The organism is Cupriavidus sp. 10L45, assembly GCF_056395225.1.
Genome location: NZ_JBFTJC010000002.1, coordinates 462,387 through 485,253, shown reverse-complemented (window position 1 = coordinate 485,253; position 22,867 = coordinate 462,387). Strand labels below are relative to the sequence as shown.

Sequence of the window (22,867 nt, the reverse complement as noted above, 5' to 3'; positions counted from 1 at the left end):
CGCCAGCATGACCTGTTCGGAGACAACGTTATGACCTTGATGGCCAATCGCATCGCCGTCGCAGACGACCACCCTCTCATCCTCAAGGCATTGCATGACTGCCTCGCCGCCACGCCTGGGTTCGAGGTGATCTGCGCATGCGCAAACGGCGGCGCGTTGATCCATGCGCTGGCCGATGCCGAACTCGACATCATCGTGACAGACTTCGCCATGGGGCAGGCAGACCGCAGTGTCGACGGCTTCAACCTGCTGCGGCAGCTCATCGCGCGCCATCCCGACGCCCGCATCGTGGTGATCAGCGGCCAGATGAACCCGGGCATCGTGGCCCGTGCCATGCACCTCGGCGTGCGCGCGTTCGTCAGCAAGCAGGATGAACTCGACGAGGTGGTCCAGGCCTGCGTGCACGTGACCACCACGGACGAGTGCTTCTATTCCTCGACCATCCGCACGCTGCTGAACGCCTCCGGCGCCATGAAGAAGGCAGTCCACGACCTGACCCTGCGCGAGACGGAAGTGGTGCGCCTCTACGTCCAGGGCTTGCAGTTACAGGAGATCGCCACCCGGGTCGGGCGGTCGATCAGCACCGTCTCATCGCAGAAATCCACGGCCATGGACAAGCTCGGGGTCAAGAAGAACACCGACCTGATCCGCTACGCCTACGAACACGGTGTGATCTAGGCGCCGCGCCCTGCCGCGCGTTCCTGCAGGAACGCGATCAGCGTGGCCACGGCGCGCGTCTGGTAGCGCGCCGGCATGTAGAGCAGGTACATGGTGGTCCGGAGGAAAGATAAATCCTCCGGCGGCAGCGGCAGGCGCAGCAGCGCCCCCGTGGCGAGGTCCTGATCCACCATGTAGTGCGGCACCAGTCCCACCCCCAGCCCCTGGAGGATGGCATCGCGCAGGAAGAAGAAGTTCGCCGACATCAGCCTGGGCCGAATGTCGAGCTGCCGGCTTGCCGGGCCCGGCCTCCCCGCCGCGTGCAGCTTCTGGCCCGTCAGTTCCGAGGTGATCAGCGGCAGGTCCTTGAATTGCTCGAGGGTCTGCGGCATGCCGTAGGTGCGCACCAGATCCGGCGTCGCGCAGGCCACATATTCGACGTCGCCCAGGCTGCAGGCCACGGCGTTGGTGGGCGCGTCGCCCATCACGCGGACGGAGAAGTCCACCGCGCCCTTGATCAGGTCGTCGATGTCGTTGTCGAACACCACGTTCAGCGTGATGGCCGGATACAGGTTCATGAACGCGATGAACCACGCGGACATGGTGTGCTGGCCGAAGCCGCTCGGCACGCTGAGCCGGACCGTGCCGCTCAACCGCTTCCCCAGACTCTGGACCGACTCCTGCGCCGCCATTACTTCGTGGCGGATGGCCCGGGCATGCTCATACAACTGCCAGCCGAGTTCCGTCGGTTCCAGTTGCCGCGTGCTGCGTCGCAGCAATTCCGCGCCAATCTGCCGCTCGAAGTGGTTGAGGCGCTTGCTGACGTTGGCGCGGCTCATGCCGAGCTGCGCCGCGGCGCGGCTGAGATTGCCGGCCTCGATGATGTCCACGAGCAGGGACAGCCCGTTCAGGTCCATTGTCAACTTTCCGTAGTCATATGCGTTGCGGATTGGTAGCAATTGTCAAGCATACGGAACATATAGACAATGCGCTGACAGGAGACACAGACAATGGAATTACAGAATCAGGCCGCGCCGTTGCCGTTGGCAGGCGTGCGCATCCTTGACCTCTCGCGCGTACTGGCCGGGCCGATGTGTGCGATGGCGCTGGCAGACCTCGGCGCCGATGTCATCAAGGTCGAGCACCCCGCGCGCGGCGACGACACCCGCGACTGGGGCGTGCGGATCGGCACGCGCAATACCTCCTATTTCAATAGCGCCAACCGCAACAAGCGCTCGGTCACCCTGGACTTGCAGAGCGAAGAGGGCGTGCAGCTGGCGCGCCAGCTGGCCGCGCGCAGCGACGTGGTGATCCAGAACTTCAAGGTCGGTGGCGCCGAAAAGCTGGGCCTTGGCTACGAACAGCTCAGCGCGGACAATGCGGGCCTCGTCTATTGCTCGATCTCCGGCTACGCGCGCTTCACGCCGGAGGCCGAGCGTCCCGGCTACGACCTCGTGGTGCAGGGCGAAGCCGGCGTAATGGCCACCAACGGCGAGGCCGGGCAAGGTCCGCTGAAGTTTGGCGTCGCGGCCGTGGACATGTTCACCGGCATGTACGCCGGGCAGGCGATCCTGGCGGCGCTGTTCGCGCGCCACACCACCGGACGCGGACGCCATGTGCAGATGGCCCTCTATGACTGCGGGCTGATGATCACGTCGTACTACGGCATGGAAGCGCTGCTCAAGGCCGGCGATCCGCCGAAGTTCGGCAACGCCCATCCGTCCATCGTTCCTTACGGCGTCTTCGAGGCCGCCGACGGCCCGCTCGTGATCACCGTGGGTAACAACGGCCAGTTCCAGCGATTCTGCCGCGAAGTCATCGGTCGTCCCGAATGGGCGGAAGATCCGCGATTTGCGACGAACACGACGCGCTCGGCCCATCGCGACACCCTACTGGCCGCGCTGCGCGAGACCCTGCGGCGCTTCACCCGGGCCGAATTGCTGCAACGGCTGACCGCCGCGCAGATTCCGTGCGGCGAGGTGCTGGGCATGCTCGACGCGCTACAGTCCCAACGCACCGCCGACGCGGGGCTGCTGCACCATTTCCACGACACCGAGGCCGGCGCGCAGGCCGTGCTGGCCCCGCCCTATGCGATGGATGGCCAACGCCTGCCCGTGCGGCGCCCGCCGCCCCATATGGGCGAGCACACCACGGAAATCTTCAAGGAAGTGCTACAACTCGACGACAACGCTATCGCGGGCCTGCGATCCCGAGGCGTGATCTGATCCCGATATTTCGATTCAAAACTGGAGACAAAACCCATGACCAAGCTGCGACTCAGCCGCCGCCAGATCCTCAAGGCCGGCGCCGCGGCCTCCCTGGCATCGATGATGCCCGCCGTGCTCGCCAAGACCGGCTGGCCGGAGAAGTTCATCAAGATGACCGTCGCGTTCCCGGCGGGCGGCCCCACGGACACCGCCGCCCGGATCGTGGCCCAGAAGCTGTCGGAGCGGCTCGGGCAGCAGGTCATCATCGAGAACAAGCCGGGTGCGTCGGGTTCCATCGGCACGGCCAGCTTTATCAAGAGCCCGGCCGATGGCTACAGCCTGTCGATGTTCGGCATGCCGGCCCTGCTGGCACCGCTGATGTACAAGAACAACGCCTATGACGTGAAGAAGGACTTCCTGTCCGTGGCCACGGTCTATGTGCTGCCGATGGCCATCGTCATCAATCCCGCCGTGGTGCCCGGCGTGGAGACCCTGCCGGACCTGATCCGCTTCGCCAAGGCCAGCAAGACGCCGCTGAACTACACCAGCTCGGGCACCGGCAGCTTCGGGCACCTGGCCATGGAGCAGCTCAAGGACCTGGGCGGCTTCGACATGCAGCACGTGCCGTACCGCGGCAGTGCGCCGGCCGTTGCGGACCTGCTGGGCGGACAGGTGGGCATCATGTTCGCCGACGTAGTGGCCGCCCTGCCCCACATCCGCGCCGGCAAGCTCAAGGCGATCGCCCTGAGTTCGCCCAATGCCAAGGTGCTGCTGACCGGCGTGAAGACGGTGTCCGAACAGGGCTTCCCGGGCTTCGACTTCGACTCCTGGGGCGGCCTGATCGCGCCGCTGGAGACGCCGCAGGCCATTGTGGACCGCATTGCCCGCGAGACCCGCGACATCGTCACCAGCGACAAGGAACTGCAGCAGAAGCTGGTAAGTGCCGGCGCCATCGCCTCGTTCCAGGACGGCAAGCAGATGCAGGCACGCCTGAACAAGGACTACGACCGCTGGAGCGCCATCGTCAAGGCGAAAAACATCACTGCCATGTAAGGCGAATTAAGCTGGCATCGCCCCGCCATCCACGGCCTCCGGGGAAAGCTGCTCGGCGTTTCGGATCCCGAACGGGATATGGACGCATGGCAGGGTCCCGGCGGCCGGTTCCAGATGCAGGCGCTGGTCGTCGAAAAAAATGTGCGGCTGGAGCACTTCCAGGACGAGCCGCTTCTCCACCCCGCCCAGAAAGAACGCCTCGTTGACCGAGATGCCCCAGTGGCGCATGGTGTTGACCACGCGTTCATGCGCCGGCGCGTTGCGCGCGGTGACGATCGCCACGCTCAACTTCTGCTTGTACTGCGGGTCCCGCTGCACGCGCTCGCTCTCGAGCGCCTGGATCACCGCCAGTTTCTTCAGGAACGGCGCCAGGGGTCCCGGATTGTGGGGGATGTCGATGTGTTTCTGCTCGTGCTGAAGGAATGCGTCGAGCTGGCCGTTGTGGAAAACGGCCTCGGCCGCATCGTCGGCAATCACCCCGTCAAAGTCGAAGGCCAGCCGTAGCTCGTCAGACTCCGTATCGGCGGGCAAGGTGCCAGCCAGAACCTGGCCGGCCGCATGCCCAGCCAGGATCGCCTGGCGGACATCGGTCTGATTTGCGGAAAGGAACAGGCTGATGTTCAGGGCTTCGATATAGCGCTGCGGCGCGCCGCCCTGCAGAAACAGGGCACGACTGATATCCAGCCCATGAGCCTTGATCGACTCCATCACCCGCATGCCGGTGTCGGGATCATTCCTGGAGAGCAGGATCACCTCCACCAGCGGATCACCCGGACGCAGTTCGTTGAGCGATAGCAGTCGTCGAATGAAGGGAAATGCCACGCCCGGGCGCAACGGCACGTGCTGGTGCTTGCGTTGGTAGTCGCGGTAGGCTTCCTCGCCGTCGCCGCGGAAAATCTTGTCGGACTCGTCGAGATCGAACAGCGCACTCGACGCGAGCCCCAGTACCAGCCGGTTGGTCAGATCGTAAGGCATAGGTGATTGTTGCTCGCAAGGGGTCAGGCCCCGCCGTGAAATCGAAAGATGCTAAGTCTATCCGGACAGCAAGCGCCATCAGTGCGAGGAGACGTACTCAGCGTCATGGAACACCGGGGGGACCGCAAACCCTTCTCGCATTCGCTTCGCCTCCGCCGCCGGGGTCAAGCCAAAAAGTCTTCTAAATTCTCTGCTGAATTGTGATGGACTTGTGTAGCCCACGGCACGGCCAGCCGCTTCTGCGGTCAGATCTTGACGCACCATTAGCAGGCGAGCCTGATGCAGGCGCGTCGACTTTAGATACTGCATGGGTGACGTCTGCGTGATCTCCTTGAAATGGCTGTGGAAGGTAGGAATACTCATGCCGGCTTCCAGTGCGAGTTGCGACAGGTCGAGCGGTTCCGCGTAATCGGCATGAATGCGGCGCAGCGCCCGGCCGATCTTTCCATACTGACCTTTCATCGCAAGCGCCTCTCGCATGGCGCTTCCCTGCTCCCCGGTGAGTACCCGGAAATACAGTTCTCGCAGCAGTCCGGGACCCAACACGGCTGCCTCGAGCGGTCGGTTCATCGCCTCCAGGAAGCGCAATACCGATGCGCGCATGTCCGCATCCATTGGACTTGACATCATGGCCTGCGGTGGCTGCGCGCGCTCGGCCACCGACTGCCGGTCGATCTGCAGCATCAACTCGGCGGCGACCGCAAAATCCAGGTGCAAATACATCGCGAGAAGGGGATGCGCCGGCGTCGCGTCCGTCTCCATATCGAATGGAACGGGAACTGAGACGGCGAGGTAGTGCTGCGCGTCGTAGACATAGCGCTTGTCACCGAAGTAACCACGCTTGCGGCCCTGGCAAACGATGACAATTCCCGGATCGTAAAGAACCGGAGTACGCGACAAGGCGCGATCGGAGCGCAGTATTCGGACCCCGGGGAGCGCCGTGAGGTTGTATCCCTCGTTGTGCGCCAATGCGCCGAGCAGATCGACCAATCGTCGTTGCCCGCCGTCTGACGAAGACGGATGATTACCCGTATCACTCTTCGAATACATAGTTTTAGGCAAGAAAAACAGGAGATTGGCGCTTATATCACTGATTTCTGCAGAATAACATGCGCTCTCCAGTCTACCGAACGGAGAAGCTCAAATGGCATCCAGCAAACGCTTGCTCATTACCGGCGTCAGCAGCGGCTTTGGTCGTGCGCTCGCTCAAGAGGCGCTGGCGGCCGGCCACCGCGTGGTCGGCACGGTGAGAAGCGCGCGAGCGAAGCAAGACTTCGAAGCGCTATCCATCGACAGGGCTTTCGCCCGCATACTCGACGTGACCGAATTCGACGCCATCGACGGCGTCGTTGCGGAGATCGAATCGAACGTCGGCCCCATCGATGTCCTCGTCAACAACGCGGGCTACGGGCATGAAGGCATTCTGGAAGAGTCGCCTTTGTCCGAGATGCGCCGACAGTTCGACGTGAACGTGTTCGGCGCAGTCGCCATGATGAAGGCCGTGCTGCCTTTCATGCGTGAACGCCGGCGCGGTCATGTTCTTAACATTACGTCTATGGGCGGCTACATCACGATGCCCGGTATTGCTTACTATTGTGGGAGCAAGTTCGCTCTGGAAGGCATCTCGGACGCGCTTGCCAAGGAAGTGCAGCCCTTCGGTATTGCGGTTACCGCTGTCGCGCCGGGCTCGTTTCGCACCGACTGGGCGGGTCGATCGATGACCCGCACGCCACGCTCAATCCCCGACTACGACGCTATCTTCGAACCGGTTCGCGAGGCACGTATCGAGAAGAGCGGAAAGCAGTTGGGAGATCCCGCAAAGGCAGCGCGTGCGATGCTCGCCGTGATCGATGCAGATCAGCCGCCCGCGCATCTTCTGCTTGGTAGCGACGCACTCCAACTCGTGCGAAGCAAGCTGTCTGCTGCAGCAAGCGAACTCTGCGCCTGGGAACACGTCACAGTGTCGACCGACGGTTGAGCGGCCTTGAACGGGTCAACTCAATTCCTTTGCCAGATATTCGCCAGTGCGGCTCGTCGCCACGCTGGTGATATCGGTGGGGCGGCCGCTAGCCACGACGCGGCCGCCCTGCTCTCCGGCGCCCGGACCCATGTCGATCACCCAATCCGCCTGGGCCACGACACGCATGTCGTGCTCGACAACGACCACGGTATTGCCCGCATCCACCAGCTCCTGTAGTTGCAGGAGCAGGCGGTCCACATCGGCCGGATGCAGTCCGTTGGTGGGTTCGTCCAGCACGTAGAGCGTGTCGCCGCGCTGGGCGCGCTGCAGTTCGGTGGCCAGTTTGATCCGCTGTGCCTCGCCACCCGACAGCTCGGTGGCCGGCTGCCCCAATCGAAGGTATCCCAATCCGATGTCCTGCAACGCCTTCAGCGATCGCATCACCGAAGGCTCATCCGCAAAGACTTCGCATGCCGCATCGACGGTCAGGTCGAGGATCTCGGCAATATTCCGGCCTTGCCAGGTGATTTCCAGCGTCTGCGCCTGATAGCGCGTGCCGTGGCAGGCGGTACACGGCGCATACACACTCGGCAGGAACAGCAGCTCCACGCTGACGAAGCCCTCGCCTTCACATGTGGGGCAACGGCCTTGGGCGACGTTGAAGGAAAATCGTCCCGGCGTATAGCGCCGCTTGCGCGCGGCGGGGGTGTCGGCAAACAGCTTGCGGACATGATCGAACAGCCCGGTATAGGTAGCGAGGTTCGATCGCGGGGTGCGGCCAATGGGCTTCTGGTCGACGCGCACCAGACGGCGCACCGCCTCCAGGTCGCCCGCCACGCGCCCACTTGTCGGCGTATCCGTCACCGCGAACAGTGGATCGCGCTCCTCGTCGGCATCGCTATCGTTGGCGCGGCCAAGATGCCGGTTCACCAACTCCGGCAGGGCCTGGCTGATCAGGCTCGACTTCCCCGATCCCGAGACACCCGTCACCGCCACGAAGCACCCCAGTGGTATCGCCGCATCGATCTTGTGGAGATTGTTGCGGGCGACATGCACGAGCTTGAGCCACCCAGCGGGTTCGCGGGGTTCTCGCAGCGGCACCTGTTGCTCGCCAAACAGATACGCTGCGGTACGCGATGCCTGCACCGCGGCAAGCCCGTCGAGCGGCCCGCTGTAGAGCACGTGGCCGCCGCCCTCGCCAGCGGCCGGCCCCACGTCTACGATCCAGTCCGCGTGACGCATGGTCTGTGTGTCATGTTCGACCACGAACAGCGAGTTGCCGGCGGCCTTCAATCGTCGCAACGCCACCAGCAGCGCTTCGCCATCGGCGGGATGCAGCCCGGCCGAGGGCTCGTCGAGCACATAGACCACGCCGAACAGTTGGGAAGATAGCTGCGTGGCCAGCCGCAGCCGTTGCAATTCGCCCGATGACAGCGTCGGCGTGCTGCGGTCCAGCGACAGATACCCGAGCCCGAGATCGATGAGCGTGGAAACCCGCTCCATCAGCTCTTCCGCGATGCGCTGCGCGGCCAGCCGCTTTTCGTCGGAGAGGTTGGGCGTGCGTCGCACGTCGGGCGCCGCCTTGTGTGCGGATCCCCCTGCCGCCACGCGCCGCGCCGTGGCGGCGCGCATCGCCTTCGTGCTCGGCACCGCGCCGGAGATTGCCTCGGGGCTCGCCCACTCGCCGTGCGCAATCGGCCGCATGATCTCCGCCACGCGGGCAAGCGGAAGGTTCGCGAACGTGCCGATGTCCATGCCCGCAAACGTCACCGATAGCGCTTCCTTCTTGAGCCGCTTGCCGTGACAGGCCGGGCATTCGCGTCCAATCATGTATTGCGAAACGCGCTTCTTCATCAGCGCGCTCTGCGTCGTGGCGAAGGTCTGCAGAACATAGCGACGGGCGCCCGTGAACGTGCCCTGATAGCTCGGCTCCATCTTGCGCTTGAGCGCGGCGCGCACCTCCTTGGGCGTGAATCCTGCGTACACCGGCACCGTGGGCTGTTCTTCGGTGAACAGGATCCAGTCACGGTCCTTCTTCGGCAGCTCGCGCCACGGCTTGTCCACGTCGTAACCGAGCGTCACCAGGATGTCGCGCAGGTTCTGCCCGTGCCATGCGGGCGGCCACGCCGCGATGGCGCGCTCGCGTATCGACAAGGTATCGTCGGGCACCATCGACTGCTCGGTCACATCATAGATGCGCCCCAGACCATGGCACGTGGGGCAGGCGCCCTCCACCGTGTTGGGCGAGAAGTCCTCGGCGTACAGCATCGGCTGCCGGGACGGATAAGTGCCCGCGCGCGAATAGAGCATGCGGACAAGACTCCCCAGCGTGGCGACGCTTCCAACCGTGGAACGTGCATTCGGCGTACCGCGTTGCTGCTGGAGCGCGACGGCGGGCGGCAGCCCTTCGATCGCATCCACCTCCGGCACGCCAACCTGCTCGATCAGCCGTCTGGCATAGGGGGCCACCGACTCGAAGTAGCGCCGCTGCGCTTCCGCGTAAAGCGTGCCGAATGCCAGGGAGGACTTGCCGGACCCCGAGACCCCGGTAAATACGACCAGCGCGTTGCGTGGGATATCGACATCGACGTTCTTGAGGTTGTGCTCACGGGCCCCGCGCACGCGGACGAAGTTGTCCGCCGCGTGACCGGACGCGGCCGGAAACGTGTCGTCGGGTGTCAGTGGGTGCCGGCGGTATTCATCCTTCATGCGATTTGTCTGTCTGAAAGCGGCGCCCTTGCAGAAATTTCCGACTGAATCTTCATCTTTCCTGCGGATTCGAGGGGGCGCTTGGCGATAGCCTCAACAAGGCAGGAAACATGCCAAATCGGATTGGGGTGAAGAGACCGCCGCAAAGACGCCTGCTCGAGATCTACTGCGGCCTGCCCCTACTCCTCGTCCATTTCGGCAAATCTCTCGACCAAAAACTCGATCAATGCGCGTACGGCTGGCAAAACGCCGCGCCGGGACGGGAATACGACGTGAAGCAGTTCGGCGCGAGGTGCCCAGTCCGGCAGGAGCCGTACCAGCTGCCCCGCGTTCAACTGCTCACGTACCATCATCACCGGCAGCTGGCCGATACCGACACCTGCCAGTGCTGCGGCTCGCAGTGCAATCATATCGCCTGTCACCAGGCGCGGGCGATGTCGCACCACCGCCTGCGCCCCATCCGGACCAAACAGCGTCCAGGCGTATTCCGCCTGCGTTGCGCCCAGTGCAAGGCTTGGCAGGTCGGCGAGATCAGCCGGCGCGCGTGGCAGCTCGCGCTGCCCTTCTACCAGGGCGCTACTGGCCACCAGACATTGCCTGCGTTCCGCCAGCACGCGGATGACAAGGTCGCTGTCTTGCAATGGCGCCGGCCTGACGCGGATGGAAACATCCACAGCATCGCCGACCGGATCCACGCGCCGATTGGTCGCTTCCAGATGCACGATCACCTGCGGGTGCGCGGCCATGAACCTGGCCAGCATGTCGCCGACGTGCGCGTGCAGCAATGCCACCGGACAGGTCACCCTGACGGTACCGCGCGGCTCGGCGCGCGTCAGCTCCACGGCTTCCTGTGCAGCCTCGGCCTCCATCAGCATCGCCTTGCAATGCTCGTAGTAGGTGCGGCCAATCTCGGTCATGGTGAAGCGGCGCGTCGAGCGCTGGATCAGCCGAACGCCGAGTCGTTCCTCCAGGACGGCGATGCGCCGGCTAAGCCGGGACTTGGGCATTCCCAGTGCGCGGCCAGCCGGCGCGAATCCGCCGTGCTCAACCGCCTGCACATAGAAGTAGAGGTCATTTAGGTCCTGCACGCCACTTCCTTCTCCCTTCATCGTTCACCAGATAGGACTATGACGTCCAATCTAGCACTCTAGTGCGTCCCGCGTCCCAATCCTATGCTTTCTCCATCCGACGAATGGTCGCGAGCGGCCAGACCTTCCACACGGTGCGATGCCACCGCCCCTTACCCAGGAGACCCATCATGTCCCAACCCGCCAACTTCAACGGCAAGCGACCTGTCATCGACCCGGACGACTCGGCGATGCTGCTGATCGATCATCAGAGCGGTCTCTTCCAGACCGTAGGCGATATGCCCATGCCGGAACTGCGCCAGCGCGCCGCCGCCCTGGCAAAGATGGCGACGCTGTGCAAACTGCCGGTCATTACTACGGCTTCCGTGCCACAAGGGCCCAATGGCCCGCTGATTCCGGAGATTCACGAGAACGCACCGCACGCGAAGTACGTCGCGCGCAAAGGCGAAATCAATGCATGGGACAACCCCGAATTCGTCGCCGCCGTGGAAGCGACAGGCAAGAAAACCCTGATCATCGCCGGCACCATCACGAGTGTGTGCATGGCGTTCCCGTCCATCAGCGCCGTGGCTGACGGGTACCGGGTTTTCGCCGTAGTGGATGCTTCCGGCACCTACTCGAAGATGGCGCAGGAAATCACGCTGGCCCGCGTGGTGCAGGCCGGTGTGGTACCGATGGATACCGCCGGCGTGGCCTCCGAACTGCAACGCACGTGGCATCGCGATGACGCGCAGCAATGGGCGGAGATCTACACGAAGATCTTCCCGGCCTACCAGTTGCTGATTGAAAGCTACGCGAAGGCGCAAGACGTGCAGAAGAAGGGCGAGGCGCTGGACTCCGCGCGCTAAGCGTCGGAACCGGCATGGCCCTGGCGGCCCTGCCGGTTCCTTGATCGCAGGAGTGGTCAATGTCACGCATGTCGATAAGAGCGTCCGCGCCGCCGGTGGTACTGGCCTGCGTTCTCGCGGGCATGTCGTCCAATGGATGCGCCCAGCCGTCACCGCCCCCATACAATTTTCTTCGCTACGACGAGGATTACAGCTATCTGCGAGATCCGGCGCGCCGTAGCGACCCCTGGGACGCGATCAAGTATCGGCCGCTCGGTTCACCGGACATCTATCTGAGCCTGGGCGGAGAGATTCGAGAGCGCTTCGAATCCTACTCGGCGCCGAACTTCGGCGTGCCGGGCCCGTCGGCGGACGGCTACCTGTTGCATCGCCTCCTCCTCCATGCCGACGTGCATGCTGGCGACTATCTGCGCGCATTCGTGCAACTCGGCAATCATCTGGCGCCGGGCAAGGAGGTCGCCATACCGCCTTACGAAGACCGGGTGGACGTGCAACAGGCGTTTGTCGATGTGCATGTGCCGAAGGCAGGCAGCACGATGGACACCGCCTTGCTGCGGGTCGGGCGTCAGGAGATGGCATTCGGCGCGCAACGGCTGGTGTCGGTGCGGGATGCGCCAAACGTCCGGCGCGCCTTCGATGGTGTCCGCGTGGGTGGTGCTACAAACAGCGGTGTGAAGATCGATGCGTTTGCCACGCGGCCGGTGCTGCTGAAGGCGGGCGATTTCGACGATCGGCCCAATCAGTCGCAGGCCTTTTGGGGCGTCTACTCGACCTTCCCCAAGACCTTTGTGCCGTCATCGGGCATCGACGTCTACTACCTTGGCTTCGAGAACAACCACGCGCTGTACAGCATCGGAACCGGCGTGGAGCGACGGCATTCCGTTGGTGGGCGGGTCTTTGGCACGCACGGTCAGTGGGACTGGGATTGGGAAGCCCTGGGACAGTTTGGCAGTTTTGGCGCGCAGGACTTGCTTGCCTGGGGCTTCTCCACCGACACCGGCTATGGATTTTCCGTCGCCGACTGGAAGGCGCGTGCGGGCATCAAGGCCACCATCGGCAGTGGTGATACCAATCCGCGCGACGGAAAGCTGGGCACGTATGGCGGCCTGTTTCCAAAACTGGCGTACTTCAATCAGGCAGGACTACTGGGTGCATCGAATGTCATGGACCTACAGCCGTCCCTGACGCTAAAGCCGATTCCGCGACTCAAGCTGACCCTGTCCTGGGACTTTATCTGGCGACAGACGACCAACGATGCCGTCTACACGAGCGTGGCCACGCCCATTCCCGGCACGGCGGGTCGCGCCGGGCGCTACACGGGCAGCCAACTTGCCTTTGACGTGTACTGGCAGGTGGACCGGCACATTGTCATGAATGCCGGCCTGGTGCATGTCGACGTGGCAAAAGTCCTCAGCGCCGTGGGCGGCCACAATACAAACTTCGTCTACCTGTCGGCGGCGTACACGTTCTGAACCGTCTGATGGCCCCGCTGCGGGGTCAATGCGACTTTGCCTTGTGTTCCAGATGATCGAAAGCGACGTCCTCCACGCGGGAGACCTTGTTTGCCAGTCGGAACTGGAACCAGAAGAGGGCAACTACCGCCAACATCGCAAGGCCGCCAAGTGCAAATCTGAGCCACATCTTTATCCTCGATTGATATCGTACGGTGACAAATCAAGCGTATGCGGACTCAGATACAAGCTGCATCAAGATGGCGTCGAGCGCGATAAAAATCCTGTTAAGTTTGTCTCAATGCATCAACAAGCCGCGACAGAGCACCGAAACGCCGCTGATGCAGAGAAGGACCAAGAGCGCGCGACGCACCGCGTCGGGCGAGATCCGACGACGCAGGCGAGAACCTATCGCCAGGCCGACGAGGCCGAATGGCAGGGCGAACACGGCACTGCGCAGCAAATCACTCTGAAACAGCAATCCGCTGTATGCAAATGCTGTCAGGCGCACCAGCGCACTCACCATGATGACAGCCGCGATGGTCGAGCGAAACTCGTCGATCCGCGGAAGTCGCCGGGACAGGTACATGGTGTAGACCGGACCTCCGGTGCCGAACAATGCGCTGAACACACCGCCCACGACGCCGGCCGGCACTGACCACCCCCTCGCCGCCTCTTCCTCCCGATGCGCGCCGCCAAGGAGCGTCCGCCCCGTCATGATGAGCACAAAGAGTCCCAACCCGACAAGCAGCCAGCGGGACTCGACCTTGGCCAGTACGGTCGTACCGAGCGCCACGCCCACCATCATGAACGGGATCAGGCGGGACAGCTCTTGACGAGACACAGCGCTCCAGTTGCGCAGGCCAACCATTGTGGTCGTCACAAGATCGAGCAGAAGCAGCAGCGGCACCACGAACTGCAGCGGGATGAACTGCACCAGGATCGGCACGGCGACCATCGCCGCACCGAAGCCGGTGAGTCCGAACACCGTGTAGGCGCCAACCACTGTTGCCCCGAGGGCTGCGTAATGTTCAGTGCCCATGCCCTGTGCCCGTCCTAGTTGGCGGAGATCTTTCGCTTTGTCACCAGCGGCTTCCAGCGCCCCGATTCCTGGGCAATCTCCTCGGGAAGACGACCTTTCGGCGTGATCGTCCTGGCCATGCCTTGCGCGGCCAGATAGCGCTGCATGCCCGGTTCTGCAGCGGCGCGCTCCAGGTCGGCATACATTTTCGCCGTCAACGCCTTTGGCGTGCCGGCCGGCGCCATCAGCGCGAACCAGCCATAGAACGTAAAGCCCTCCAGCCCCGCCTCCGCGACAGTCGGCACGTCAGGAAGCAGCGCGGACCGTTCGTTGCCCGTCACGGCAAGCGCGCGAAGGCGGCCGCCCTTGAGGAGCGGGGAGATGGCATTGATGTTCCCCACTGTCATGTCTACCGTGCCCGCCATCAGGTCCGCATAGGCCGGTCCTTCGCCCTTGTACGGCACATGCACGACGTCGATGCCGGCAGCGTCGGCAAACGCTTCACTGGCGATATGCACCTGGCTACCGTTGCCTGCCGACGCGAAGGTCAATTTGCCCGGGTTGGCCTTTGCATAAGCGATGAGCTCGGTCATCGTTTTCGCCGGAATCTTCGTGTTGACCGTTACCACCATCGGCCCACTGGCGATCTTGCTGATCATCTCGAAGCTTTCAGCCGAGTAGGGAAGCTTCTGATAGATGAACGGGTTGACCGTGAACATGCTGCCGGAGGCGAGCAGCAGCGTGTAGCCATCCGGCACGGATTTGGCTACGGCTTCCGCGCCCACGGCACCGCCTGCACCCGGGCGGTTGTCCACGACAACGGGCTGCTTCCATTGCTTGCCCAGTTCCACGGCCACCGCACGTGCAAGCAGATCGGTCGCGCCGCCCGCGGCAAACGGCACTACCAGACGAATCGGCTTGCCCGGCCATTCCTCCGCGTGAGCCGGCACCATGGCTAGCGGAGCAATCGCAAACGCAAACATGGCTGCCGCGGTCGATGTGTTGTATCGCCTGGCGTCCGCATCGCCGCACAGCTCTTTCACAACGGGATGCTGACGTATCCGGCTCAACCCGTGCCGCCCTCGTCCAAACCAATGCCAGATGGCCTTGCCAGTGCTTGCTGCGTTCATCGTTGTCTCCTTTGTGTGGCGTCGCTTTCGTATGCGACTTTCGTATACGTCCTTACCGCATGCGTCAGCCCTTCTGCACCAGCTTCGGGCGGCCGTCGTCCGGTGTGCTGGCGGGTGTCGTGACAGCGGTCAATGCGTCCAGCAGCAACCTCGACAGATGCGCACGGGGGTTGTCGCGCGGCACCAGAATCCCGATGCGACGCATCAGCGGCGGCGAGCCGAACGGAATGGTGCGAATCGACGCCGGAAATTCGTTCTCGACGCCACGGGCCGGCACCACTGACGATCCCAGGCCGTTGGCGACCATCGCGATGACGCCTTCGAGCGTGTCGATCTCCATGGTCGAGCGGACGGCGATCTGTCGTCGCACCATTTCTTCCTGAACGAGCAGGCCCACGCGCGCCGTGCGATTGAATCGCACATAAGGCGTGGTTTCCAGCACACCCTTGTCCGAATCGCCGCGCGTAGTGGCGTGGGTGATCACGACAAACTCTTCGTTGAAGAAAGGCATGAACTGCAGGTCCAGGCGTGGAACCTCCGGCTCGGTGACAACGGCGACATCGAGTTGCCGCCGGTGCACCGCCCGTTCCAGATCGTGTGTCAGGCCCGTGGTCAGGTGAATGTCGATGCGATGACCCTGCTGGTGCAGGCGCTTCAAGGCCAGCGGCAACACCCCGGAGACGCAGGTGTGAACCGAGCCGAGCTTGAGCACACCGCCAGCCGCATCGCGCTTGAGGGCCGCGCTCATGCTCTCCCAGTGGGTCAGCAGGTCTCGGGCGCGATTCGTGAAGGCGAGGCCGGCGTCCGTCAATACCGGCGGCCTGCGGCTACGATCGAAGATCGTGATGCCCAACTCCTCTTCGAGCGAGCGCATTTGCATGCTGACGGCCGATACCGTCAGGCCGATAGCATTGCCGGCCTCCGCGAAGCTGCCCCGGTCGGCGATGGCTACCAGCGTGTAGAGCGTCTTGACGTCCATGTCGAACTCTAGATGCCCAGCAGGCGGCGGGCGTTGCCACCCATCACCTTTTCGAGGTTCTCGGGACGGATCGGCAATGTTTCGAACCACTGCTTGTAGTCCCGTACCGGGCAGAATGGGAACGAGCTTGCGTACAGCATGCGGTCTGCGAGGAAGGAATCCGCGGCCTTGACGTATTCCTCCCAGCCTGGCATCCGCGAGAAGTACATGTCCGGTGAAAGGTACATATTCGGGCGGCGGAACGCGATGTGCAGGATCTCGGTCACCCAGGGCCAGCCGCCGTGCGCAACGACGACCTTCAGCTTAGGGAAGTCCGCCAGCACGCGATCAGTGCGCACGGGGTCGGAGTAGCTCAAGTCCGGGCCGGCTGTTCCGCCTACCATCATGATCACCGGCACCTCCAGATCCTCGCAGTGCGCGTAGATCGGATAGAGGCGTCGATCGTCCGCGTACATGGGAACCGGGTAGGAGCCGGGCTCGATATTGATGGCCTTGAACCCGTGGGCGACCGCGTCCGAAATGGTCTTGCACGCCGCCACGCGGTTCGTCGGATCGATCGAGGCGGCACCGATGAAGCGCTCCGGATAGTCGCCCACGATGCGTGCGACGTCTTCATTGGAGACGCTTCCCAGCGTGCCGGCAAGGCGACCGACCACCACGCCCTTGTCGACCCCGCCTTCGTCCATCTCCTTGAGCAGCAGTTCCATGGACTGTCGTTGCGCTGCGGGGGAAGGCTCGAAGCCAACCGTCCGGGTAAAGCCGTCGCGCCGCTCGCCGGCCGAGTACATCAACGTGTCGAGAAAGCCGCCGACCGGCGGGCGGAGTCTGAAATCAATGATCATGTCGTCTTCCTGGCTGGTTGGATGCGGGAATGGCCTTACATCACCTCGTTCTTGCGATCGTCGGTCTCGCCGTACCGGTGCAGCGCCGGCGGCTTGAGGCCGGCGTAGAGCTTGTCGATCCCGGCGTTGATGATCTCCGCGTGCTGCGCAAACAGCGAATTGCCTTCCAGGTCGCTCTCGACGATAAACGGACCGAAGTTCTCGACGTCGAACATCCACATCGCCTGTGCAATGCCGAGTTCATCCAGCCAGAACACGTCCTGCACACGCTTGATGCCGCGCCCAAGCAGCGCGCCCGTGCCATAGCCGACGGTTGTGAGGTAGATCGCCCCGCCGGGCGCCAGCACGCGCTTGTAGTCGTCGGCGGGCATGCCACCCTTGCCGATAAAGATGCGGCACCCCGTCTTCTCCATCCACTTGGGAATCCATTTGGAGAAGCGGAAGCTTGCCGTCGCGGTCACCGCGCCTACGTTGTAGCCGCCGTCCTCGTTGGGCGCCGCAGCCGGTGAACAGTGGAAGTTCACGTTGCTGAGCCCGCGCAGTTCCACCGGTGCCTCCAGGCCCTCATCGAGCACCTTCTTGTAGATGCCTTCCCGGGCGGTATAGACCAGGCCGGTCAAGTAGACGGCCGAGCCCAGCTCAAGTCTTGCGAGGTCTTCCGTCGTGGCTGGCAGATTGATGTGGAAGACCTTCAGTTCATCGTCTTGGGGGCTTACCATTCGACCGTCTCCCTGCGCAGGTATGGGGTGAACCACTGGGGGTCCGTGCGATACTCGATGTTGCCGTCCGGGTGAATCCGGGCCGTTGCCCGCCGCGACGACAGGCAGAACGTGTGGAGGCTGATCGGCATCCCGCCCGTGTGGGTGTGGCCTACCTCGATATGGCAGTCCACCACCATCGACGAGCCCACGAAGCCCATGGCACCCATGCCGATCGAGTTGCCCAGCGTCATCAGTTCGCGCTCGAGTTCGGCGATCTTGGGATCGGGATTGCGGTCGCCCACCACGCGCAGGCAGGCCGCCTGCTTGCCAAGCTGCATGCAGGTATCCTTCGAGCCGCCCAGGCCGATGCCGACGATGGCGGGCTGGCATGCCAGCCCGCGCTTGCCGAAGGCAATCAGCGTATCGAGCACGAATCGCTTGATACCGTCGATGCCGTCGCCGGGGAACAGCATCCGGTAGTCGGTGCCGAACAGCCCGCCCTTGTGCACGGTCGTGATGTCGACCCAGTCGGCGTCGGGCTCGAACGACCACTCGATCTCCGGCGCATTGATGCCGACGTTATTGTTGTTGTCCGTGCGCCAGAGCGGGTGCACGCGATTGGGCCGCAGCGGCACCGCCAGCGTGGCATCGGCCGTGGCCTTGCGCAGCGCGCGCTCGACCGCGACGAAGCCGCGCTGCACCGAAGCGTTGTTGCCAACCTTGACGTAGTAGCGTGGCAGCCCGGTATCGGCACACATGGGGCGCCGGTCCTGGTCCGCCGCTTCCCAGTTGTCCTGCATGGCGTGGATCACGAAGCGCGGCAGCTTGCCGGTCTCCGTCTTCTGCAACGCCTGGATGCCTTGCTTGTAGTCCTTGGGGATCTCGATCGCCGCGCGTTTCATGATCTCGAACGCGGCTTCCTCGACCCGATCGATGGAGATGGTCATCGTAGCGGTCCTCTATGCTGCAACTTTTGGGGGTTGACCGGCCTCACCGGTAATCAGGGACGTGCCTGGCGTTACGATGTCGAACTTCACTGGCACCATGTCCAGGCGAATATCATCGCCGTCCGCGGTCACGCGGGTGTAGCGGCTCCCGTGCAGATCGCCGGGCTCCGGGAAGTCCTCGCGGAAATGCGCGCCCCGGCTGTTCTCGCGCGCCAGTGCGGAAACGGTGATCACGCGGGACATGTCCACGAGGCTCTGCAGGTTGAGCCAGTCATGCCAGGTGACGTTGTAGCGGCGGTCGCCATCCGGAACGCCCATGGCCAGCAGTGCGGCATTGTGCGAAGCGATGGAATCCAGTCCCCGGCGCATCGCCGCCTCGTGGCGCAGTACACCGACGTCGTCCCACATCGTCTGGGCGAGCGCATCGCGCAACTCGTGAATGGCGCCGGGAGCCTTCGAGAACGGATACTCGGCACGCTCGATACCGCGCAGGATGACGCGCTTGTCCGGCTCCTTCCAATGCTGCACACCGGTGGCATACGCAGCCATCGAATCGCCGGCGATGCCGCCGAATACCGTCGAGTTCGCCACGCCATTGCCGCCCAGGCGATTGGCGCCGTGCACGCCGCCGCAATCCTCCCCGGCCGCAAACAGTCCCGGCGAAGCCGTGCTGCAATCCACATCGAACTCCACGCCGCCCATCAGATAATGAGCGGTGGGCACCACCTCCACGCGACCGCCGGCCAGGTCAAAGCCACAATCCTTGCAGCGGTTGACCATGCCGGGGAACGTCTTGGCCACCTTCTCGGGTCCAAGGTGGCTCATCTGGATGTAGATCCCACCCATCGGGCCGGTCCGGCCTGCGCGCATTTCGGCGTAGATGCCCCGGCTGACCACGTCGCGCGTCGCGCGCTCGCCGCGTGCGTCATAGTTGGTCATGAAACGGTCACCGTTGCCATTGACCAGCCAACCGCCGGCACCGCGCAGGCCCTCTTCGAGCACCGTGCCGGTCATGCGGGTATCCGGGCCTCCCAGCAGTCCCGTCGGGTGGAACTGCACCATCTCCATGTCGCGCAGGCTCAGCCCGTAGCGCATGGCCATCGCCAGGCCGTCGCAGGTCTTGTCGCCGGATGGCGTGTGGTAGCGGTACATCGTCGGGCCCGCCCCCGTGGCCAGCAGCACCGCCTTGGCCTGTACGAAGCGGTAGGTGCCGCGCCGCATGTCGATGAACAGCACGCCGGCGATGCCGGAGCCATCCGCGGCCGGGATCAGCTCGATGGCGCGGTGCTCCTCCAGCTCTTCCACATCCAGGGCCCGCACCTGTTCCATCAGGCGATTGATGATCTCGATGCCGGTCAGGTCCGCCTTGTGGACGGTGCGGTCAAAGCTCTGGCCCGCGAAAGCCTTCTGGTGCAGCGTGCCGTCGGGGTTGCGGTCAAAGAAGCAGCCGATCTCGTTCTCGAGTTCCCGCACGCGCTCGACCGCGCCTTCGACCAGCCGCCAGGCCAGATCCTGGCGCGGCAGCCATTTGCCGCCCTCGATGGTGTCCATGAAATGGCGTTCGACCGAATCGCCTGTGGACAGCGCCACGTTGTATCCGCCCTGCACCATCCGCGTGCAACCGCACTTGCCGAGCAGGCCCTTCACCGCCACGGAAACCTTGAGCGCAGGATTGGCCTTCTTGGCATGCAGGGCGGCAAACAGCCCTGCCCCGCCCGTGCCAAGAATCAGGATGTCCGTCTTGTGGTTCTCGATCTGCATTTCAAATAACCCCCAGGGCAAAGATCACGCCGACGCACAGCGACAGCACACCACCCCAACTGATCCACGACAGGCGCGCGTCTCGGGTGGTACTCCATGGCAGGAGTTCAAGCGCCAGCAGTCGCAGGCCAAAGCACATGTGGATGGAAAACAGCAGCACCAGGCCCCATTCGCCGAACTTGACGGCGCCCATGTCGGCGAATTTCAGGAACGCGTCCATACGCGCCTGTTGCTCCAGCGCGAGTCCAAGGACATAGAAGTGCGCGGGCAGGAAGACGCCAAGCGCCAGCCCCGACAGGCGGTGACCAAGGAAGGCCCAGTAGGCGCGGTGGTTTCTCGGAGACTTCATGACAGCAAGCCTCCCACTGCGGCAACCGCGCGCAGGCCCATCGACAGCAGCAACAGGCCGAAGAGGAAGCAGCACACCGATGCGGCGCCGCGGCTCAGGCGCGCCCATTCGATCAGGATGTTGCGCAGCCCGATCGGCACGTGCACCGCCACGCTGATCACGAACAGGGAATAGAACGGAATCCAGAAAAGACTGCCCTGCGTGCGCGCGAGAATCTCGGCGGCGGTCAGGCCGCCTCGCACTGCATAGAGGATGATCCCCAGATGTACCAGCACGAACGGCGCCATGACCATCGCGCTGAGGCGCTGAAGGGCGAACAGACGCTGCTCCATGATCAGTCCCCTCCCTTCAGGAATTGCAGCAGGGCATTCTTCTTCAGGCCGGCAATGCTTCCCGTCGGGCTCAGGCTGACCGGGCAGTGCGTCATGCAATTGCCCTGCGTATGGCAGGAATTGCAGCCGCTGCCGGAAGTCGCCTTCTTCAGCACGTCCTTGGGGTCCGCATGACGTTCGTCGTTGAAGAGGGTCCATGCGCGATTCAACGCGGCGGGACCGAGGTACTCCTTGTCCCATGCCACCACGTCGCAGGACGCATAGCAAACGCCGCAGTTGATGCATTCGATGGCAGCGTCGGCCATCTTTCGCTTCTTGCTGGTCGGGGATACCGCGGCCGGGGGCTCATGGCGCGTCGCGGTGCCCACGAAGGTGCTGCCGGCCTTCTTCCATTTGTCGAAGAACTCCGACATGTCGACCACGAGGTCCTTGATGCGCGGCATGTTGCGCAACGGCTCGATGACGATCACGCCATCCTCTTCTACGCGGCTGACGTGGGTGCGGCATGTCCAGCGCGGCTTGCCGTTCACCGTCATCGCGCAGGATCCGCATACCCCAACCCGGCACGCGAAGCGGTAGGACAGGGTTGGTTCGATACGCCGCTGCACTTCGGTCACCACGTCGAGAACGGTCTGGTTCTCGCGCCATGGCACCTCATAGGTCGTGAAATTGCCGTCCTCGGTGCCGCGGGCAATACGTACCTTCAGCGTGCGTTGCGCGGGCTTTGTCGCCTCCATCACTTTTCCCCTGAGTCTTTTGTGGGTGGGTGTTGAAGCGAGTTTAAGTAATCGATATTTCTGAATCAATATTAAATAACTTGATATTTTTTGAACTAAAAGGCCAAAAGCGCCTTGTAGTCGACGTATTGCGCGACGCGCGTCAGATCAGGGTTGGGGGCGTTGAGGTAAACCCTTGCGCGAAGGACTCTCGCAAGTACTCCACGAAGACTTGCGAGACCCGCGAGGCATGCGCGGAGTAGGGGCGGATGGCGTAGAGCCAATCCCCGAAGGCACCCGCTGAACGCCATTCCGGCAGGACCTCGACGAGCCGTCCGGTTTCCAGCGCCGATTGGGCGCTGAAGTCCGGAAGCAGCGCGATGCCCAGGCCTTCGATTGCGGCATCGCGCAAGGCTTCGCTGTTATTCACGGACAAGGGACCCGTCACCGGCACCGTCACGGGATCGGCATGTCGGACATTGCGCTCCGCCACCGCAGGAACAAAGGTCCATGTGGCCGCGCCCTGCAGCCGTGGATAGTGAAGGCATGCATGGCCCATCAAGGCTTGCGGCGTCTCCGGCGTCCCCCTGCTCCGCAGGTACGCACGGCTTGCCACCAGCACCGAGCGCGTGGCCGCGAGGGTCCATGCGACGTGGGTCTCCGGCGGGGTCGATGTATGCCTGACGGCGATGTCAAAGCCCTCCTGCGCCAGCGGCCGCAATCGATCCGACATATCCAACTCAAGCTGGATCTGCGGATAACGGCGCAGGAAATCGGGCAGACGAGGTATCAGTTGTTGCCTGGCAAAAGCCACTGGCGCCGTCACGCGAAGAAACCCCCTGGGTGCGCCCGCCAGGTCGCGCACCTGGGCGTAGCCCGTTGCGATCTGCTCGAACGCGCCACGCATGGACTCGACCATTTGCCGCCCCGCATCCGTCAACGAAGCGCTGCGGGTAGTCCGCTGCACCAGGGTAATGCCGGCGGCCTTCTCGAGATCCGTAATGTGCTGGCTCATCGAGGCCTTGCTGACGCCAAGGCGTGCGGCAGCTTTGCTGAAACTGCCTTGCTGATGCAGCACCACAAGCCAATGCAGGTGCTCCCAAAGGTCCTCCACGTGGTCCTTGCGCATCCAGACACTCCT

General features: G+C 63.5%; 22 protein-coding genes. 6 read left to right on the top strand and 16 right to left on the bottom strand.

Annotated elements, in window-relative coordinates:
* Window positions 1–30 precede the first annotated feature (30 nt).
* The gene (locus AC1DFU_RS05670) at window positions 31–678 is read left to right on the top strand and encodes a response regulator (RefSeq protein WP_092293547.1); all 648 of its coding nucleotides are present in this window, start codon (window positions 31–33) and stop codon (window positions 676–678) included.
* Here AC1DFU_RS05670 and AC1DFU_RS05665 read toward each other — a convergent pair.
* On the bottom strand, window positions 675–1,574 hold the full coding sequence (locus AC1DFU_RS05665; RefSeq protein WP_092293549.1) for a LysR family transcriptional regulator: 900 nt from the start codon (window positions 1,572–1,574) through the stop codon (window positions 675–677). The genes AC1DFU_RS05670 and AC1DFU_RS05665 overlap by 4 nt on opposite strands.
* Before the next feature lie 93 nt (window positions 1,575–1,667).
* On the opposite strand from AC1DFU_RS05665, the gene AC1DFU_RS05660 reads away from it, so the two are divergent.
* Window positions 1,668–2,882, top strand: a complete 1,215-nt coding sequence (locus AC1DFU_RS05660; protein ID WP_441591343.1) for a CaiB/BaiF CoA transferase family protein — start codon at window positions 1,668–1,670, stop codon at window positions 2,880–2,882.
* A gap of 36 nt (window positions 2,883–2,918) precedes the next feature.
* Complete coding sequence (locus AC1DFU_RS05655) at window positions 2,919–3,917, top strand: Bug family tripartite tricarboxylate transporter substrate binding protein (protein WP_092293553.1); 999 nt, start codon at window positions 2,919–2,921, stop codon at window positions 3,915–3,917.
* A gap of 6 nt (window positions 3,918–3,923) precedes the next feature.
* Here AC1DFU_RS05655 and AC1DFU_RS05650 read toward each other — a convergent pair whose 3' ends face one another.
* Complete coding sequence (locus tag AC1DFU_RS05650; protein WP_092293555.1) at window positions 3,924–4,892, bottom strand: 5'-nucleotidase; 969 nt, start codon at window positions 4,890–4,892, stop codon at window positions 3,924–3,926.
* Between the two features lie 78 nt (window positions 4,893–4,970).
* A complete protein-coding gene (locus tag AC1DFU_RS05645) occupies window positions 4,971–5,942 on the bottom strand; it encodes an AraC family transcriptional regulator (RefSeq protein ID WP_441591342.1) in 972 nt (323 codons plus the stop codon).
* A gap of 94 nt (window positions 5,943–6,036) precedes the next feature.
* Here AC1DFU_RS05645 and AC1DFU_RS05640 point away from each other — a divergent pair, with 94 nt between their 5' ends.
* A complete protein-coding gene (locus AC1DFU_RS05640) occupies window positions 6,037–6,870 on the top strand; it encodes an oxidoreductase (RefSeq protein ID WP_441591341.1) in 834 nt (277 codons plus the stop codon).
* Window positions 6,871–6,885: 15 nt separating this feature from the next.
* Here AC1DFU_RS05640 and AC1DFU_RS05635 read toward each other — a convergent pair whose 3' ends face one another.
* Window positions 6,886–9,561 (bottom strand): excinuclease ABC subunit UvrA, encoded by a 2,676-nt coding sequence (locus tag AC1DFU_RS05635; protein WP_441591340.1) that lies wholly within the window; start codon window positions 9,559–9,561, stop codon window positions 6,886–6,888.
* 179 nt (window positions 9,562–9,740) lie between these two features.
* On the bottom strand, window positions 9,741–10,649 hold the full coding sequence (locus AC1DFU_RS05630; RefSeq protein WP_092293563.1) for a LysR family transcriptional regulator: 909 nt from the start codon (window positions 10,647–10,649) through the stop codon (window positions 9,741–9,743).
* Window positions 10,650–10,819: 170 nt separating this feature from the next.
* On the opposite strand from AC1DFU_RS05630, the gene AC1DFU_RS05625 reads away from it, so the two are divergent.
* A complete protein-coding gene (locus tag AC1DFU_RS05625; RefSeq protein ID WP_092293565.1) occupies window positions 10,820–11,497 on the top strand; it encodes a hydrolase in 678 nt (225 codons plus the stop codon).
* 59 nt (window positions 11,498–11,556) lie between these two features.
* Complete coding sequence (locus AC1DFU_RS05620) at window positions 11,557–12,969, top strand: alginate export family protein (RefSeq protein WP_441591339.1); 1,413 nt, start codon at window positions 11,557–11,559, stop codon at window positions 12,967–12,969.
* A gap of 277 nt (window positions 12,970–13,246) precedes the next feature.
* Here the strand turns inward: AC1DFU_RS05620 and AC1DFU_RS05615 are convergent, their stop codons facing one another.
* The 11 genes from AC1DFU_RS05615 to AC1DFU_RS05565 all read right to left on the bottom strand — a co-directional run bounded on the left by AC1DFU_RS05615 (window position 13,247) and on the right by AC1DFU_RS05565 (window position 22,855).
* A complete protein-coding gene (locus AC1DFU_RS05615; RefSeq protein WP_092293569.1) occupies window positions 13,247–13,990 on the bottom strand; it encodes a sulfite exporter TauE/SafE family protein in 744 nt (247 codons plus the stop codon).
* A 14-nt stretch (window positions 13,991–14,004) separates the two neighbouring features.
* Window positions 14,005–15,099 (bottom strand): Bug family tripartite tricarboxylate transporter substrate binding protein, encoded by a 1,095-nt coding sequence (locus tag AC1DFU_RS05610; RefSeq protein ID WP_092293571.1) that lies wholly within the window; start codon window positions 15,097–15,099, stop codon window positions 14,005–14,007.
* 64 nt (window positions 15,100–15,163) lie between these two features.
* Window positions 15,164–16,078, bottom strand: coding sequence for a LysR family transcriptional regulator (locus AC1DFU_RS05605; protein WP_092293573.1), 915 nt, complete (start codon window positions 16,076–16,078; stop codon window positions 15,164–15,166).
* A gap of 8 nt (window positions 16,079–16,086) precedes the next feature.
* The gene (locus AC1DFU_RS05600) at window positions 16,087–16,920 is read right to left on the bottom strand and encodes an amidohydrolase family protein (RefSeq protein ID WP_092293575.1); all 834 of its coding nucleotides are present in this window, start codon (window positions 16,918–16,920) and stop codon (window positions 16,087–16,089) included.
* 35 nt (window positions 16,921–16,955) lie between these two features.
* Complete coding sequence (locus AC1DFU_RS05595; protein ID WP_441591338.1) at window positions 16,956–17,639, bottom strand: fumarate hydratase C-terminal domain-containing protein; 684 nt, start codon at window positions 17,637–17,639, stop codon at window positions 16,956–16,958.
* A complete protein-coding gene (locus AC1DFU_RS05590; RefSeq protein WP_441591337.1) occupies window positions 17,633–18,568 on the bottom strand; it encodes a fumarate hydratase in 936 nt (311 codons plus the stop codon). The genes AC1DFU_RS05595 and AC1DFU_RS05590 overlap by 7 nt, the downstream gene beginning before the upstream one ends.
* 12 nt (window positions 18,569–18,580) lie before the next feature.
* A complete protein-coding gene (locus tag AC1DFU_RS05585; protein ID WP_441591336.1) occupies window positions 18,581–20,329 on the bottom strand; it encodes an L-aspartate oxidase in 1,749 nt (582 codons plus the stop codon).
* A 1-nt stretch (window position 20,330) separates the two neighbouring features.
* Window positions 20,331–20,678: a succinate dehydrogenase/fumarate reductase transmembrane subunit gene (locus AC1DFU_RS05580; protein WP_441591335.1), complete on the bottom strand. Its 348-nt coding sequence runs from the start codon at window positions 20,676–20,678 to the stop codon at window positions 20,331–20,333.
* A complete protein-coding gene (locus tag AC1DFU_RS05575; RefSeq protein WP_092293585.1) occupies window positions 20,675–21,010 on the bottom strand; it encodes a succinate dehydrogenase in 336 nt (111 codons plus the stop codon). Before AC1DFU_RS05575 ends, AC1DFU_RS05580 begins: the two co-directional genes overlap by 4 nt.
* A gap of 2 nt (window positions 21,011–21,012) precedes the next feature.
* On the bottom strand, window positions 21,013–21,747 hold the full coding sequence (locus AC1DFU_RS05570) for a succinate dehydrogenase/fumarate reductase iron-sulfur subunit (RefSeq protein ID WP_092293587.1): 735 nt from the start codon (window positions 21,745–21,747) through the stop codon (window positions 21,013–21,015).
* A 142-nt stretch (window positions 21,748–21,889) separates the two neighbouring features.
* Window positions 21,890–22,855 carry a LysR family transcriptional regulator gene (locus AC1DFU_RS05565; RefSeq protein ID WP_441591334.1) on the bottom strand — a complete coding sequence of 322 codons (966 nt, stop codon included), beginning with the start codon at window positions 22,853–22,855 and terminating at the stop codon, window positions 21,890–21,892.
* Window positions 22,856–22,867 lie beyond the last annotated feature (12 nt).